The following is a 14,837-nucleotide window of genomic DNA, read 5'->3' as shown; positions in this document are numbered from 1 at the left end:
GACCGGCCCGTCGCAGGGGAGTCCATTACGCGGGCACGGCTGAACAGTCGCAGTTCGGATCTGTCACCATTCTCCACAAGGCAAGAGTTCGCCCAGGAGTCCACCCGGACGGGGGAACGCGGCACGACCGCGCTCCGACGCCCAGGACTTCGACAACCGTGGCGGACGCCCCCGACCAGAACAGGGGCCGTCCACCGGCTGCGGATGCAAGGACCAGTCGGACCGGGGCCCCGGACACGGGAGCCGGGGTGCGGCCGGGTCGAGGACGCGACCAGGAGATGGATGGGACCGCGGAGTGCGGGGCTACGACCGCTACGAGGTTGACGATCACCTCTCCCAGTTCGAGGCCGAGATGGATCGGACTCGCAAGGAGCGGGACAAGACCGTCGAGCATGCCGAGGACCTCGCCTACCAGGTGGAGGTGCTCCGGGCCAAGCTGCACGAGTCCCGTCGCATGCTCGCCCAGCCGCGTGCTTTCGACGCCGTCTCCGGCCAGGCCGAGCAGCTGCTCCGCACCGCCGAGATGCAGGCCCAGCAGCTGCGTGCCGACGCCGAGCGGCAGCTGCGCGACTCCCAGCAGGCCACCCAGCGCCTGATGGCCGAGGCCGCCGAGCGCACCGCCCGGCTGGAGGCCGAGCTGGCCGCCCGCCGCCGCCAGCTGGAGGACGAGCTCACCGAGCTGCGGCGCAGCGCCGAACAGCACGTCAACGAGAACGTCAACTGGGCCGAGCAGACCCGGGCCGGCACCGAGCAGGAGGCCCAGCGCCTGCTCCAGGAGGCCCGCGCCGAGGCCGAGCGGATGATGGCCGCGGCCCGCGCCGAGGCCGCCGCGCTGTCCGACCACGCCCGCGCCCAGACCGCCGCCGACGTCGACGCCGCCCGCGGTGAGGCCCAGGCCGCCGCCGAGGCCGCCCTCCACCGTGCCCAGACCGACGCCGAGCGCCTGCTGCGCGCCGCCTCCGAGCAGGCCCAGCAGGCCGGCGCCCAGGCCGCCGCCGACGTGAACGCCGCCCGCGGCGAGGCCCAGCAGCAGCTGGCCGCCGCGCACGCCGCCGCCGAACAGCAGCTCGCCGCCGCACAGGCCGAGATCGGCCGGCTCAAGGAGCACGCCAGCGCCGAGCAGGCCCGCGCCGAGGAGGCGCTCGCCCACGCCCAGGCCGAGATCGAGCGGCTGCGCGCCGAGGCGATCGCCGAGGCCGAGCGCACCCGTCGGGAGTCCGCCGAGCTCCGCGCCCAGGCCGAGGCCGCCGCCGAGCAGCTCCAGGCCGATGCCGAGGCCGCCGCCGTCCGCAAGGTCGCCGACGGCGAGGCCGCCAGCGAGCAGCGCTCGCAGACCGCCCGCGCCGAGGTCGCCCGGATGGTCGCCCAGGCGACCAAGCAGGCCGAGGCCATCCGGGCCGAGGCCGCCACCAAGCAGGCCGAGGCGGAGGCCGCCAAGGCGGCCGCCGCCGAGGAGAGCGAACGGCTGCGCGCCACCGCCGAGTCGGTCGCCGGCCAGCTGCGGTCCGAGGCCGAGGCCGCCATCGCGGAGCTGCGCTCCCAGGCCGAGCGCGACGTCGCCGAGCTGCGGGCCCAGGCCGAGGCCGCCGCCGAGCAGCTGCGCAGCGAGGCCGAGGAGGCCGGCCGGGCGGCCGGCGCCAAGGACGCCACCGTCCACCTCGCCAAGGCCGCCAAGACGGCCGAGGAGATGCTGGGCCGGGCCAACCAGGACGCCGAGACCGCCAGGGCCGAGGCCACCACGGAGGCCGAGCGGATCCGCGCCGAGGCCGCCGCCGAGGCGGAGCGGCTGCGCGAGCAGGCGCAGGCCGCCGTCGAGCAGGCCCAGAACGCCGCCCTGGACGACGCGGCCGGCATCCGCGAGCGGGTCCGGCAGATGCAGGACGAGGCCGCCCGGCTGCGGGCCGAGGCCGAGGAGCTGCGCGCCCAGGCCGCCGCCGAGGCCGACCGGGTCCGCGGCGAGGCCCGCCGGCAGGCCGTCGTGCAGATCGAGGAGTCGGCGAAGACCGCCGAGGAGCTGCTGACCAGGGCCAAGACCGACGCGGACGAGCTGCGCGCCGGCGCGGCCGCCGAGATCGAGCGGCTGCGCGAGCAGACCAAGCAGCAGGCCGCCGAGACCCAGGGCCGCGCCGAGCAGACCCTCGACCGGGCCCGCGCCGAGGCCGAGAAGATCGTCGCCGGTGCCGAGCAGCAGGGCCAGGACGCGCTCGCCGCGGCCAAGGCCGCGGCCGCCGAGAACCGCTCCGCCGCCGAGCGTGAGACCGCCGAACTGCGCCGCGAGGCAACCGAGTTCGATCAGCGGGTGCGGGCCGGGGCGAACGCCGACGCGCAGGCCGTCCGGGCCGACGCGCAGGCCGAGGCCACCGCCGTGCTGGACGCCGCGGTCGCCGACGCCGAGCGGCTGCGCGCCGAGGCCGACGCCGAGCTGGCCCGGACCCGGGCCGAGGCCGACGCCGCCGCCGAAGCGCTGCGCGAGGAGAGCCGGCGCGAGCGCGAGGAGGCCGCCGCCGGTCTGCTCCGCGAGCGCGAGGAGACCGCCGAGCAGCTGGCCGCCGCCCGGACCGCCCGCGAGCAGGCCGAGACGGCCGCCGCCGAACTCACCGAGCGCACCGCCGCCGAGACCACCGCGCTCCGCGAAGCCGCCGAGGCCCACGCCGACCGACTCCGCACCGAAGCCGAACGGACCGCCGCCGAACTCACCGAGTACACCGCCGCCGAGACGGCCCGTCTGCGGGCGGAGGCCGAGGAAGCGCTGGAGGCCGCCCGGGCCGCCGCCGAGCAGCGGACGGCCGAGGCCGAGGCCGCCGCTTCGGCGCTGCGCGAGCGGGCCGAGGCCGACCTGGCCCTGGCCTCCGAGCAGGCCGAGACCGTCCGGGCCGAGGCCGGCCGGGAGCTGTCCGAGGCGCGGGCCACCGCCGAGTCGATCCGCGCCGAGGCGCGGGCGGTGCTGGAGCAGGCCGGCGTCGACGGCGAGAAGCTGACGGCCGCGGCCAGGGCCGAGGCCGCCGAGCTGGTCGCCAACGCCGAGGACGAGGCCGCCGAGGTCCGCCAGTCGGTGGCCGGGATGCACGAGGCCGCGTCCCTGCAGATCGCCGAGCTGCGGGCCACCGCCGAGCGCGAGGCCGCCGAGGTCCGCCGGGAGGCCGAGCAGGCCGCCGCCGAACTGCGCGACACCGCCGAGCGGGAGACCACCGAGCAGCGCGCGCTGGCCGACCGGGAGACCGCCGAGCTGCGCGAGCGCACCGCCCGCGCGATCGCCGAGCAGCACGAGAGCGCCGACCGGGAGACCGCCGAACAGCGGGCCCTGGCCGACCGGGAGACCACGGACCTGCGGGCCCGGACCGCCGCCGAGACGACCGCGCTGCGCGAGCAGACCGAGCTGGAGCTGGCCGGCGAGCGCCAGGCCGCCGAGGCCGAGCTGGCCCGCCGCCGCGCCGAGGCGCAGGCCTACGACGAGCAGCTGCGCGCCGAGGCCGAGGCCGAACTGCACGCCGCCCGGGAGAACGCCGAGCAGCAGCGCGCCGCCGCCGAGGACCGGGCCGCCCGGACGGTGGCCGCCGGCGAGGAGCGGGCCGCCGCCACGATCGCCGAGGCCGAGGAGTTCGCCGCCGCGCTGCGGGCCGAGGCCGAGGAGTACGCGCTGGCCACCCGGTCCCTCGCGGACGACTACGACGCGGACACCCACGCCCGCGCCGACGCCTTCGACGCGGAGATCCGCGAGGCCGCCGAGCATTTCGACAAGGCCACCCGCGAGCAGGCCAAGTCCGTCCTGGAGCGGGCCTTCGCCGACGCCGAGGCGCTCGGCGAGGACGCCCAGACCACCGCGCTGGCCACCACCGCCGCCGCCGAGGAGCAGGCGGACGCGATGGTCGCGGCCGCCCGCAAGGAGGCCGACCGGCTGGTCGCGGCCGGCGAGGCGGCCGGGCAGGCCGCGGTCGAGAAGGCCCGGGCCGACGCCGACGCCCTGCTCTCCGAGGCCCGCCGGGACGCCACCGCGATCCGCGAGCGCGCCGAGGAGCTGCGCGAGCGCACCGACGCCGAGGTGGAGGCCCTGCACGAGCGCGCCCGCAAGGAGAACGCGCAGGCGATGAAGTCGGCCGGCGAGCGGGTGGACGCGCTGGTGACGGCCGCCCAGGAGCAGCTGACCGAGGCCGAGGAGCAGGCGGTGGCCGCCGTCGCCGAGGCCGAGGAGCGGGCGGCGGCGCTGATCGCGGCCGCCGAGGAGCACGCCAACGAGCTGAACTCGCAGGCGTCCGCCGAGGCCAGCAAGGTCCGGATCTCGGCCGTCCGCAAGGCCGAGGGCCTGCTGAAGGAGGCCGAGACCAAGCTGGCCGACTCGACCGACCGCGCCGAGGCCCTGATCATCAAGGCCGAGGCCAAGCTGAAGTCCGCCCAGGAGGAGTCCGAGGAGCGGATCGAGACGGCGGCGGCCGAGGCGGAGAAGCGCCTGCGGACCGCCGACGAGGCCGCCGACGAGCAGATCGAGCTGGCGAAGGCGGAGGCCGAGCGGGTGCTCGCCGAGGCACGGACCGAGGCGAAGCGGGTCACCGACGAGGGCCGGCGCGAGCTGGACGAGCTGGTGCGCCGCCGCAAGGACATCAACACCGAGATCTCCAGGGTGCAGGACGTGCTGTCCGCGCTGGAGGCGTTCGAAGCACCGTCACCGGTCGTGCAGGCAAACGGGGGAAGTACGAGCAAGAAAGACGGGGGGGCCAAGGCGGGTGCCGGAGTCGGCTCCCCCCGGTCGGGTGGCAATCGTTCCGGCAGCGCACCACCCGATTGAGCGGACATTCTCCGCAAGACAACGGCATTTCGCCGACGACACTCCGGTACCGTGTCAGGATTCCCTCAACCACCTCAGCGGTTTGACGACAGGAAGCCCAGAACCCCATGAGCGACAGTCACTCCCCTCACGGCTTCGACCTGGTGCGCCGTGGGTACGAGCGCGCCCAGGTCGACGAGCGGATCACCAAGCTGGTGGCCGACCGTGACAGTGCCCTGACCCGGATCAGCGCGCTGGAGAAGCGCATCGAGGAGCTCCACCTGGAGACCCAGACCGCGCAGGCGGCGGTCACCGAGGCGGAGCCCTCCTACGCCGGTCTCGGCGCCCGGGTCGAGAAGATCCTGCGACTCGCCGAGGAGGAGGCCAAGGACCTGCGCGACGAGGCGCACCGCGCTGCCGAGCAGCACCGCGAGCTCGCCGAGGCCGCCGCCCAGCAGGTCCGCACCGAGGCCGAGAACTACGCCAAGGACCGCAAGGCCAAGGCCGAGGACGAGGGTCTGCGGATCGTCGACAAGGCCAAGAGCGACAGCGCCCAGCTGCGCGCCGAGGCCAACAAGGACGCCCAGAACAAGCGCGAGGAGGCGGACGCCCTCTTCGAGGAGACCCGCACCAAGGCCGCCCAGGCCGCGCTGGAGTTCGAGACCAACCTGGCCAAGCGCCGCGAGCAGTCCGAGCGCGACCTGGCCGCCCGTCAGGCCAAGGCCGAGAAGCGCCTGGCCGAGATCGAGCACCGGGCCGAGCAGCTGCGCCTGGAGGCCGAGAAGCTGCGCACCGACGCCGAGCGCCGCGCCCGCCAGACGGTGGAGACGGCCCAGCGCCAGTCCGAGGACATCGTGGCCGACGCCAACGCCAAGGCCGACCGGATCCGCAGCGAGTCCGAGCGCGAGCTGGCGGCGCTCACCAACCGCCGCGACAGCATCAACGCCCAGCTGACCAACGTCCGCGAGATGCTGGCGACGCTGACCGGCGCGGCCGTGGCCGCCGCCTCGCTGCCGAACGACGACACCATGGGCGTGCCCGCCCAGCAGTCGCGCTGACGCCGCGGCAGGACGGGCCCCCACCCTTGCGGGTGGGGGCCCGTCCTGCTGTCCCCCGGCGACGGCCCCGGGGCGGCTCCCTGGCGGCCCCTGGCGGCCCGGAGCGGGAAGTCGGCCGGCCCGACTCCCCACTCCCCGGGTTCACCGCGGATAGGCCCCGTCGGGCCGCTGGTGGCCACAGCTCAGCTGGTTGCCGTCGTCGTCCGAGACGGTGCCGAACCACGAGGTGCACCAGACCGAGACCGAGTCCCGCCAGTACTGCACCTCGAAGGGGTGTCCGGAGCCGTAGTCGCCGTACGAGGTGACGATGAAGGTCTCCCCCGGACGCATCCAGTAGTCCTCGCCGAGCGGCTCCAGGGTCAGTTCGAGCAGCCCCTCCCCGCGGTTGGTGACCGGTACCCGGCCGGTCACCTCCAGCGCCGAGAAGTCCCAGCCGCCGGTCTCCGCCCGCTCCTCCTTCATCGCGTCACCCGCGCCAGCAGCCCGCGCACCGCCGCGTCGAACGCCTCCGGCGCCTCCAGCGCGCTCAGGTGCCCCACGCCGGGGATGACGGTCAACTCGGCGTCGGGCCGCGCCCGCACCATCAGCTCGGCCTCTTCGAGCGGCATCAGGCCGTCCAGCTCCCCCGCCACGACGGCGGTCGGCACCCGTACCCCGGCGAGCACGTCCAGGGTCTGCGGCCGGGCCGCCATCGCCCGCTGCGCCCAGGCCACCGCCGCCGGCGACGCGGCGGCGATCATGCCCTGGACGCGGTCGACCAGGTGCCCGGAGTCCGGCCCGAGCTGGCCCGCCGCCATCCGCTCGTCGAGCAGCAGCTGGACGCTGTCCCGGGCCAGGACGGCGGCGGCGATCCGCTCGCGGTTGGCCCGGGCGGCGTCCGTGTCGGCGGTCGCCTTGGTGTTGGCCAGCAGCAGACCGGCCATCCGCCGCGGGTGGCGGCGGGCGAAGGCGAGCGCCACGTACCCGCCCATCGAGAGACCGCCGATCACCGCCCGGTCGATCCCGGCCGCGTCCAGCAGCAGGGCGACGTCGTCGGCCACCGCGTCCAGCGAGGGCTCGTCCGTGCCCAGCTCGGTACTGCCGAAGCCGCGCTGGTCGGGCGCGAGCACCCGGGCCTCGTGGCCGGTCGTCCCGGGCAGCCCGTCCAGTTGGGCGGACCACATCGAGGCATCGAGCGGGAAGGCGTGCAGGAGCACGAGGGGCATTCCGGTACCACTCTCGCGGACCGACAATGCGGAGGGGAGCTGGGTCATGCGCCCACCGTAGTTCGGTGCGCCCGGCGGGCCCACTCAGCGGGCCACCCTGTCCGGTTTGTCATAGCCTGACGGAGAGTGAGGGAGCGCGAATGATCGAGTTGCACGAACTGACCAAGCGTTACGGCAAGACGCTCGCGGTGGACCGGCTCAGCTTCCAGGTGCCGCAGGGTGTGGTCACCGGGTTCCTCGGCCCCAACGGCGCCGGCAAGTCCACCACCATGCGGATGATCCTGGACCTCGACCGGCCCTCCGGTGGCCGCGTCACCATCGACGGCAAGAGATACGGGCAGCTCAGCGAGCCGCTGAAGTACATCGGGGCACTGCTGGAGGCCAAGGCCGTCCACCCCGGCCGGACCGCCCGCGACCACCTGCTCTGGCTCGCCCAGAGCAACCGCATCCCCACCGGGCGGGTCGACGAGGTGCTCGCCCTGGTCGGCCTCACCCCGGTCGCCCGCAAGCGCGCCCGCGGCTTCTCGCTCGGCATGGGCCAGCGGCTCGGCATCGCCTCCGCCCTGCTCGGGGACCCGGAGATCGTGATGTTCGACGAGCCGGTCAACGGGCTCGACCCGGAGGGCATCCTCTGGATCCGCAACCTGATGAAGCGCCTCGCCGCCGAGGGCCGGACCGTCTTCGTCTCCTCCCACCTGATGAGCGAGATGGCCGTCACCGCCGACCACCTGGTCGTCATCGGCCGGGGCCGGCTCCTCGCCGACCTGCCGATGGCCGAGTTCATCCGGCGCAACTCCCGCACCGCCGTCCGCCTGCGCAGCCCCCAGCCCGAGCGGCTGCTGGACGTCCTGGCCGGCGCCGGGCTGCGCGGCGAACCGGGCCCGGACGGCTCCTACGAGGTGGTCGACGGCGAGCTCGCCGCGCTCGGCGACCTGGCCGCCGCCCACGGGGTGGTGCTGCACGAACTGAGCCCCCAGCAGGCCTCGCTGGAGGAGGCCTTCATGCAGATGACCGCCGACTCGGTGGAGTACCACGCCGGGAGCGGCGAGGGCCGCGACGCGGCCGGGGCGCCCGGCACCTGGGGCGCGAACTGGCAGGGCGCGGCGGCGCAGCAGGAGCCGGCGGCCGTACAGCAGAAGGAGAACTGAGATGGCGTCCTTCCCCGCGGTGCTGCGCTCCGAGTGGACGAAGATCCGCAGTGTCCGGTCGACGGTCTGGACGCTCGCGCTGGCCTTCGTGGTCACCCTCGGTATCGGCGCCCTGCTGTCGCTGCTCACCAACAACAACTTCGAGGAGTTCCGGGGCGACGCGGACAGCCCGTTCGACGCCACCGGGACGGCCTTCTCCGGCATCATCCTCGGCGAACTGGCCATCATCGTCTTCGGCGTGCTGGCGGTCGGCAACGAGTACAGCAGCGGGATGATCAGGGTCACCCTGGCGGCCGTCCCGCAGCGCGGGACCCTGCTCACCGGCAAGACGGTGGTGCTCGGCGCGCTGGCCTTCGCGGTCTCCCTGGTCACCGCGTTCATCACGTTCTTCGTCGGCCAGGCGCTGCTCGGCGACCACTCCACCAGCCTCGGCGAGCCGCACGTGCTGCGCGCGGTGTTCGGCGCGGCGATGTACCTGACGCTGCTCTGCCTCTTCTCGGCCGGCGTCACCGCGATGCTGCACAACCAGACGCTGGCGCTGGGCGTGCTGGTGCCGTTCTTCTTCCTGCTCTCGCCGATCCTCTCGGCGGTGCCGAAGGTCAAGACGCTGGCGCACTACTTCCCCGACTACGCGGGCTCGCGGATGATGCTCGTCTACGAGCAGCACAACCAGCCGTACGGGCCGTGGGCCGGCTTCGCGATCTGCCTGGCCTGGACGGTGGCCGCGCTGGTCGGCGGCGCGCTGGTGCTGAAGAACCGCGACGCCTGACCGGCTCGCCGACGCGGCCGCGGCGCCCTCAGTACCGGGGTGCGCCGCGGCCGCGCTGGATGTTCGAGGCCCGGCGGTCGCGGGCGCCCCAGCACGCCCGGTGCCAGTGCCGGCGGTCGTCCACCCCGGCCCCGTACATCGGCCACGCCACCACGTGGCCCACGCCCGGCGGGATCTCCTGGTCGCAGCCCGGGCAGCGGTAGTGCCGGCCGGCGGTGCCGGCCACCGTCTGCACCACCCACTCGTCCCCCCGGTAGCTCTCGGTGCGGCGCAGCGCGCCGCCGAGCGGAGCGGCCGGCGCCGAGTCCTCGTGATCGGCTGCGCTCTTGATCCGGTTGCGGCGGGGCGACACGTCTGGCTACCTCTCTACGGGGGCTCGTGACCGTTCCAGGTTACGGCCGGCGCGCACCACTCGAAGCCACTATCACGGCGCCGCCCGGCGCTTCGGTGTTTCCCGTGATATCCACCCGTTCTTCTGTGAAATTCGTGGTTCGGCGTGCCATTGGCACATGACATCGGTTACTCACAAGGGGAGAGGCGGGGCCCGCAGACCCTGCGCGCACCCGAGGAGGCCCAAGGATGACCAAGACCAGCGCCCGCGCCGAGACCCGCCGACCCGTCGGAGTCCGGCCGCCCACCGTCGGCCCGGCATCGACGACCGCCGGCCCGGCCACCGCCACCGGCGCCCCCCTGCCGGCGCCCCAGCGCTCCGCCGCACGCCCCGCGGACACCGCACCGGTCAAGGTCGGTGCCTTCCTGCTCTCGGCCCAGTTCCCCGGACAGACCCACGGCGAGGCGCTGGACCGGACGGTCCGGGCCACCGTCGAGGCCGAACGGGCCGGCCTGGACAGCGTCTGGCTCGCCGAGCACCACTTCGTCCCCTACGGCGTCTGCCCGAACGCGGCCACGCTCGCCGCGATGCTGCTCGGCCGCACCCGCCGGATCGGGATCGGCACGGCGGTCAGCGTGCTCTCCACCGCGCACCCGGTGGCCCTCGGCGAGCAGGCCGCGATGCTGCACCTGGTCTCCGGCGGGCGCTTCACGCTCGGGGTGGGGCGCGGCGGTCCGTGGATCGACCTCGATGTCTTCGGCGGCGGGGTGGAGGCCTTCGAGCAGGGCTTCCCGGAGCGGCTCGACCTGCTGCTGCGCTGGCTGCGCGGCTCCCGGGTGGGCGCGGACGGCCCGCAGTTCAGCTTCCCCGAGGTGGCCGTGGTGCCGCGTGCCACCGAACCGCCCCGCCGGCCCGACCTCGGCGCCTGGCTCGGGCTCGGCGACCAGTCCGGGCTGCTGCGCTTCCCCCGCCAGCGGGTGGAGGCGGACGCGCCCGTCGACGAACTCACCGCCTCGGGGCGCCCGGTGGCCGGCCCGCCGCTGGTGGTGGCCTGCACCTCACCCGGCGGGGTCCGGCTCGCCGCCGAACGCGGCCTGCCGATGCTGCTCGGCATGCACTCCGGGGACGACGACAAGCTGCGGATGCTGGAGCTCTACCGCACCGCCTGGCTGGCCGCCGGGCGCGGCGAGGAGCAGCTGCGCCGGATCGGCCGCCAGCACGTCGCGGCCGGGGTGGCGCAGGTCGACGACCGGACCTCGACGGCCCGGGCCACGCTGCTGCGCGCGATGCCCGGCTGGTTCGAGTACGGGCTCGGCGCCCACCGCACGGTGGACGGCCGGGAGCGCAAGATGCGCGACCCGCACGCGTACACCGAACTGCTCTGCGACCTGCACGCGGTGGGAACGCCGAAGCAGTGTGCCGACCGGCTGCTGGCCACCGCCGAGCGCACCGGCATCCGGCGCTTCGCCCTCCTCGCCGAGGGCAGCGGCGACCGTGAGGCCACCCTGCGGAACATCGCCCGACTCGGCTCCGAGGTGCTGCCGCAGCTGGGCTGACGTCGCCGGGCCGCCCCTCCCCTGAGCGGAGTGGGGCGGCCCGGTGGCGGTTCCGGTGCCGCGGCGGCGGCACCGGCGTTCCCCGCGCCGTCGAACGGCACGGTCGGCCCGCGCGATCAGCAGTCCCGGAGTTCCTCAGACTGGTTGAGCAACTGCTCCCGGACGGACGTGAAGCGATCGAACCGCGCCTCGTTGGAGTCCGACGGCAGGAACACCGCCACCCGGTGACAGTTCTGGAAGGCCAGCCGGACGCCGAAGTGGCGCTGCAGCGCACCCCGGATGGCGTCGCTGGCGAGGGCCCGGAGGAGCTGGCCGCGGGCCTGCTCGCTGGGCGGCGGAACGTGGTTGTCGGCGAAGTCGGTGCCGTCGACCTTCGCCTGGGCGACCAGCGAACTGATCAGCTCCCAGGCGTACGGCAGGGAGACGCGGACGCAGTCGACGAATTCCCGCTCGTCGACCTCGCCCCGCTCGGCCTTTTCCAGCAGGGCCGGTGAGACGTCGAGCGACATGGATTCTCCTCTCGCGGTCCACCCGCGCGGCGCCCGGGTGGTGATGCGTAGTCCAAGCTGAGGGTGAGGGTGGGCGAAACGCGCGTGATGTCCGGAACGCCGTCGGACGGCTGTTTCCGGCACCGCGCGGAGGCGGCGGCGCCGAGGCCGCGTCGGAGGACGCGTCGGGGGCACCGGCCGCTCAGGACAGCGTGGCAGCCGATCGGGGGCGAGGCCGGGGATTCCTGTGGATTGCTCCGTAAATACGCCTTGCTGCACCAGATTGGCCGGATCCTGCTGGATCGTTCATCTGAAGTCTCCGTCCCCGTTGACAGCTCCGCTGCAAGCAAGCCGTCACACACCGTAGCTGCCCGTGGGAATGGGCGCCAGAGTGCCGACAGGCATTCGCGGGATCGCCGAACTTCCATGTTCGCGGGGTTCGCGGATTCTTCACCCGGCCGTCGCGGAATCGCATCAACTGGCCCCGGTGGGCTAGCGTGGTCGACCGTGCGTCTCGTAATTGCCCGCTGCTCAGTCGACTATGCCGGTCGGCTCTCCGCCCATCTGCCCTCCGCCACCAGGCTCATCCTGGTCAAGGCCGACGGCAGCGTCAGCATCCACGCCGACGACCGCGCCTACAAGCCGCTCAACTGGATGTCCCCGCCGTGCACCCTCAAGGTGGGCGACGGGGTCTGGACAGTGATCAACAAGGCCGGCGAGAAGCTCATCATCACGCTGGAGGAGGTGCTCCACGACTCCTCCCACGAACTCGGGGTGGACCCCGGCCTGATCAAGGACGGTGTCGAAGCACACCTCCAGGAGCTGCTGGCCGACCGGATGGAGGTGCTCGGCGCCGGCTGGTCGCTCATCCGCCGCGAGTACCCGACCGCGATCGGCCCGGTCGACATCCTCTGCCGCGACTCCGACGGCACGACCGTCGCCGTCGAGATCAAGCGCCGCGGCGAGATCGACGGCGTCGAGCAGCTCACCCGCTACCTGGAGCTGCTCAACCGCGATCCGCTGCTCGCCCCGGTGAAGGGCGTGTTCGCCGCGCAGGAGATCAAGCCGCAGGCCCGCGTCCTCGCCACCGACCGCGGCATCGGCTGCGTGGTGCTCGACTACGACGGGCTGCGCGGCATCGACGACGACAAGCTCAAGCTGTTCTGACCGCCGCGCCCTGATCCGTCAGGACGACGACGGAGGCGCCGTCGGGCTCGTCGAGCCCGACGGCGTCGCGCTGTTCGAGGGGCTGACGGTCGCCGAGGGCGAGGCCGAGGTGGTGGTCGGAGCCGGGGCCGTCGGGCTGTTCCCGCCGGGCTGACCGCCGGCGCTGCCACCGCCACCCCCCGGCCCCGAACCGCCGGGCGGCGGCACGGACGGGACCACCGGCGGTTGCGACTGGCCCGGGGACGGCGACTGCGAGCCGGTCGCGGTCGGCGACTTGCTCGGCTTCTTCGACGCCGACCCGGACGCCGAGGGCGAGTGCGAAGTCCCGCCGCCCGCCGACGACTCCGGGCCCGCCGGGTCCTGCGCGGGCGGGGTCTGCGGGCCCTGCGAGCCCGACGCGTCGTCGGACAGCGTCGGTTCGGGGCTCAGGCTCGGCCGGGGCGCCGGCCGCCCCGCCGGCAGGCCGGTGCCGTCGTCCGTACTGCTGAGCGGGTCGTTGCCGCGGTGCTCGTCCGGCCCGGTGACGCTCAGCCCGACCGCCGTCCCCAGCACGCCGAGCGCGAGGACGGCCGCCGAGGCGGCGATCACCGTGCGCCGGGTGCCGCCGGCCGTGCCGGGGGTGGTCTTGAACCGCCACGGCACCTGCGCGATGGCCCGGATGACGGGACGTCGGACGGGCGCCGGGGCGGTCGTCGCCGCGGCGGGCAGCTGCCGGCCGTCGGCGCGCAGCAGATCGAGCATCCGGCGGGCGCCGGCGGCCCCGCGCGGCTCGCCGAGCGCGGCCCGCAGGGTGAGGGCGGACTCCAGTTCGGCGACGGCCCGCCCGGGCTCCCGGACGCAGATCGCGTAGACGCCCAACTCGTGGTGGAACCAGGCCTCGTCGGCCCGGGAGCCGGTGTTGCGGGCGGCCTCCAGGCCGAGCAGCAGGGCGCGCTCCCAGGCGCCCCAGCGCAGCGCCAGGGCCAGCGCGGGGCCGGCCGCCCGGGCCAGCCGCAGGACGGCCGCGTGCCGGCCGGCGGCCCGGTCGGCCAGCAGCACCCCGATCACCACCTCCGCCTCGGCGGCGATCTGCTCCGTGGAGACCGAGCTGTGCCCGACCCACCAGGCGAAGTGCTGGGCGGCGCCGTCGATGCTGCGGCGGGCCGGCCAGTGCGGGGCGAGCAGGTCCAGCGCGCCCGCGGTGAGCCGGTGGTGGCCGCCGATGGACACCGCCAGCCCGGCGTCGGCGAGTTCGTGCAGCGCGCTCTCGCCCTGGCCGACGTCGATCAGCGCGGGCAGGTGCGGCGCGGTCGGGCACTCGCCGCCGAGCGCCACCGCGAGCCTCAGCACGGCCTGGGCCGGCTCGCTGAGGCCCTCGGCGAGCCGGACGGCGGGCGAGGCGCTCTCGGCCACCGACGGCAGCGGGACGGCCCCGCGCAGCTCGCTCTCACGGACCGCCGGGTCGGGGTGCCGGTCGGGCTCCTCGACCGCGCCGAAGACGTCCAGCCGGTCCTCCTCCGCGGCGACCAGCGCGTCCACGGCGACGTCCCGCTGACGCAGCAGCGCGGCGGCCTGGACGAAGCGCAGCGGCAGCCCCTCGGACTCGAACCAGAGGTCGACCGCCCAGGCCTTCTCGGCCGCGTCCAGGGGCCGGCCGGCCAGCCGGGCGGCGAGCGCGAGGCAGGCGGACCGGGAGAGCCCGGCCACCAGGTGGTCCCGCAGCCGGGAGTCGGCGGACAGCGGCGGGCTGTCGGGCGCGACGGAGATCAGGAAGGCGCAGTCGGGGGCGGCGGCGAGCACCCGCTCCAGCTCCGCGCCGACCGGTTCGACCTCGTCGACGACCACGACCGCGCCGACCTGCGCGAGGTGCTCGGCGAGCTGCCCCGGGTCGGGCCGGAAGCCGGGGGCCTGGTGGGTGGCGGCGAAGAGGTCCTGGAGCAGGTCGTCGCCGGTGCGGCGGTGACCGCAGAGCTGGACGACGCCGCCGGGCGCGAGGTCGCCCGCCGCCTCGGCGACCGCCGACAGAAGGGCGCTGCGACCCGAGCCGGCCTGGCCGACCAGGCGTATCGAACGCCCCTCGGCGAGCAGGCCGAGCAGGTGGGCGATGTCGGCCTCGCGGTCGAGCAGCGGCAGGTCGGCCGGGCCGGCGCCGAGGGCGAGCGGTCCGACCGCGCGGCCGGGGCCGCCGACCGGTCCGCGGGCGGGTTCGGTGCGCCCGATCCGGCGCGGGCGGGGCCGCCACTCCTCGGGGCAGGGCCGGACCTCGGACCCCTCCGGGGTGCCGACGGTCACCAGCAGGGCCCCGGAGACCAGCTCACCGCCCCGGGTGCGGACGGCTTCCTGCCGGAACTCACCGGATGGCTGTCCCACGATCTGC

The 14,837-nt window shown here is 75.1% G+C and carries 11 protein-coding genes; 6 read left to right on the top strand and 5 right to left on the bottom strand.

The genetic code is table 11. The features are described from left to right. The first annotated feature begins 295 nt into the window (after nt 1-295). Together ABZ495_RS13105 and ABZ495_RS13100 are read left to right on the top strand one after the other, a co-directional pair. Entirely contained in the window at nt 296-4,780 is a 4,485-nt protein-coding gene (locus ABZ495_RS13105) for a hypothetical protein (RefSeq protein WP_359835715.1), read from the top strand. A gap of 107 nt (nt 4,781-4,887) precedes the next feature. Continuing rightward, nucleotides 4,888-5,817, top strand: a complete 930-nt coding sequence (locus ABZ495_RS13100; RefSeq protein ID WP_218201876.1) for a cellulose-binding protein — start codon at nt 4,888-4,890, stop codon at nt 5,815-5,817. Between the two features lie 141 nt (nt 5,818-5,958). On the opposite strand, the gene ABZ495_RS13095 is transcribed toward ABZ495_RS13100, so the two are convergent. Both ABZ495_RS13095 and ABZ495_RS13090 read right to left on the bottom strand, forming a co-directional pair. Then, a complete protein-coding gene (locus ABZ495_RS13095) occupies nt 5,959-6,279 on the bottom strand; it encodes a hypothetical protein (RefSeq protein ID WP_329489635.1) in 321 nt (106 codons plus the stop codon). Further along, the gene (locus ABZ495_RS13090) at nt 6,276-7,070 is read right to left on the bottom strand and encodes an alpha/beta hydrolase (RefSeq protein WP_352289403.1); all 795 of its coding nucleotides are present in this window, start codon (nt 7,068-7,070) and stop codon (nt 6,276-6,278) included. The genes ABZ495_RS13095 and ABZ495_RS13090 overlap by 4 nt, the downstream gene beginning before the upstream one ends. Nucleotides 7,071-7,162: 92 nt before the next feature. Here ABZ495_RS13090 and ABZ495_RS13085 point away from each other — a divergent pair, with 92 nt between their 5' ends. Further along, nucleotides 7,163-8,170, top strand: a complete 1,008-nt coding sequence (locus ABZ495_RS13085; RefSeq protein ID WP_352289400.1) for an ATP-binding cassette domain-containing protein — start codon at nt 7,163-7,165, stop codon at nt 8,168-8,170. A gap of 1 nt (nt 8,171) precedes the next feature. After that, nucleotides 8,172-8,939: an ABC transporter permease subunit gene (locus ABZ495_RS13080; protein WP_359803129.1), complete on the top strand. Its 768-nt coding sequence runs from the start codon at nt 8,172-8,174 to the stop codon at nt 8,937-8,939. Between the two features lie 28 nt (nt 8,940-8,967). Here ABZ495_RS13080 and ABZ495_RS13075 read toward each other — a convergent pair whose 3' ends face one another. Continuing rightward, nucleotides 8,968-9,291, bottom strand: coding sequence for an ATP/GTP-binding protein (locus ABZ495_RS13075; RefSeq protein WP_329489631.1), 324 nt, complete (start codon nt 9,289-9,291; stop codon nt 8,968-8,970). A gap of 227 nt (nt 9,292-9,518) precedes the next feature. On the opposite strand from ABZ495_RS13075, the gene ABZ495_RS13070 reads away from it, so the two are divergent. Then, nucleotides 9,519-10,826 carry an LLM class flavin-dependent oxidoreductase gene (locus tag ABZ495_RS13070; RefSeq protein WP_359803131.1) on the top strand — a complete coding sequence of 436 codons (1,308 nt, stop codon included), beginning with the start codon at nt 9,519-9,521 and terminating at the stop codon, nt 10,824-10,826. A 116-nt stretch (nt 10,827-10,942) separates the two neighbouring features. Here the strand turns inward: ABZ495_RS13070 and ABZ495_RS13065 are convergent, their stop codons facing one another. Continuing rightward, nucleotides 10,943-11,335 carry an SCO5389 family protein gene (locus tag ABZ495_RS13065; RefSeq protein ID WP_329489629.1) on the bottom strand — a complete coding sequence of 131 codons (393 nt, stop codon included), beginning with the start codon at nt 11,333-11,335 and terminating at the stop codon, nt 10,943-10,945. A 486-nt stretch (nt 11,336-11,821) separates the two neighbouring features. Between ABZ495_RS13065 and nucS the strand changes: the two genes are divergently transcribed. Continuing rightward, nucleotides 11,822-12,481: an endonuclease NucS gene (gene nucS, locus ABZ495_RS13060; protein WP_329489628.1), complete on the top strand. Its 660-nt coding sequence runs from the start codon at nt 11,822-11,824 to the stop codon at nt 12,479-12,481. Nucleotides 12,482-12,499: 18 nt separating this feature from the next. On the opposite strand, the gene ABZ495_RS13055 is transcribed toward nucS, so the two are convergent. Next, nucleotides 12,500-14,830 carry an ATP-binding protein gene (locus ABZ495_RS13055; protein WP_359835713.1) on the bottom strand — a complete coding sequence of 777 codons (2,331 nt, stop codon included), beginning with the start codon at nt 14,828-14,830 and terminating at the stop codon, nt 12,500-12,502. Nucleotides 14,831-14,837: the final 7 nt, after the last annotated feature.

The sequence above is a fragment of the Kitasatospora sp. NPDC005748 genome (assembly GCF_040630735.1).
Taxonomy (GTDB): Bacteria; Actinomycetota; Actinomycetes; order Streptomycetales; family Streptomycetaceae; genus Kitasatospora.
This window is presented reverse-complemented; position numbering and strand designations above follow the sequence as displayed.

What these genes read in the sequence shown, in the direction of transcription:
- ABZ495_RS13100 (WP_218201876.1), top strand. Translation starts at nt 4,888, where the DNA reads ATGAGCGACAGTCACTCCCCTCACGGCTTCGACCTGGTGCGCCGTGGG.
- ABZ495_RS13095 (WP_329489635.1), bottom strand. Translation starts at nt 6,279, where the DNA reads ATGAAGGAGGAGCGGGCGGAGACCGGCGGCTGGGACTTCTCGGCGCTG.
- ABZ495_RS13090 (WP_352289403.1), bottom strand. Translation starts at nt 7,070, where the DNA reads ATGACCCAGCTCCCCTCCGCATTGTCGGTCCGCGAGAGTGGTACCGGA.
- ABZ495_RS13085 (WP_352289400.1), top strand. Translation starts at nt 7,163, where the DNA reads ATGATCGAGTTGCACGAACTGACCAAGCGTTACGGCAAGACGCTCGCG.
- ABZ495_RS13080 (WP_359803129.1), top strand. Translation starts at nt 8,172, where the DNA reads ATGGCGTCCTTCCCCGCGGTGCTGCGCTCCGAGTGGACGAAGATCCGC.
- ABZ495_RS13070 (WP_359803131.1), top strand. Translation starts at nt 9,519, where the DNA reads ATGACCAAGACCAGCGCCCGCGCCGAGACCCGCCGACCCGTCGGAGTC.
- ABZ495_RS13065 (WP_329489629.1), bottom strand. Translation starts at nt 11,335, where the DNA reads ATGTCGCTCGACGTCTCACCGGCCCTGCTGGAAAAGGCCGAGCGGGGC.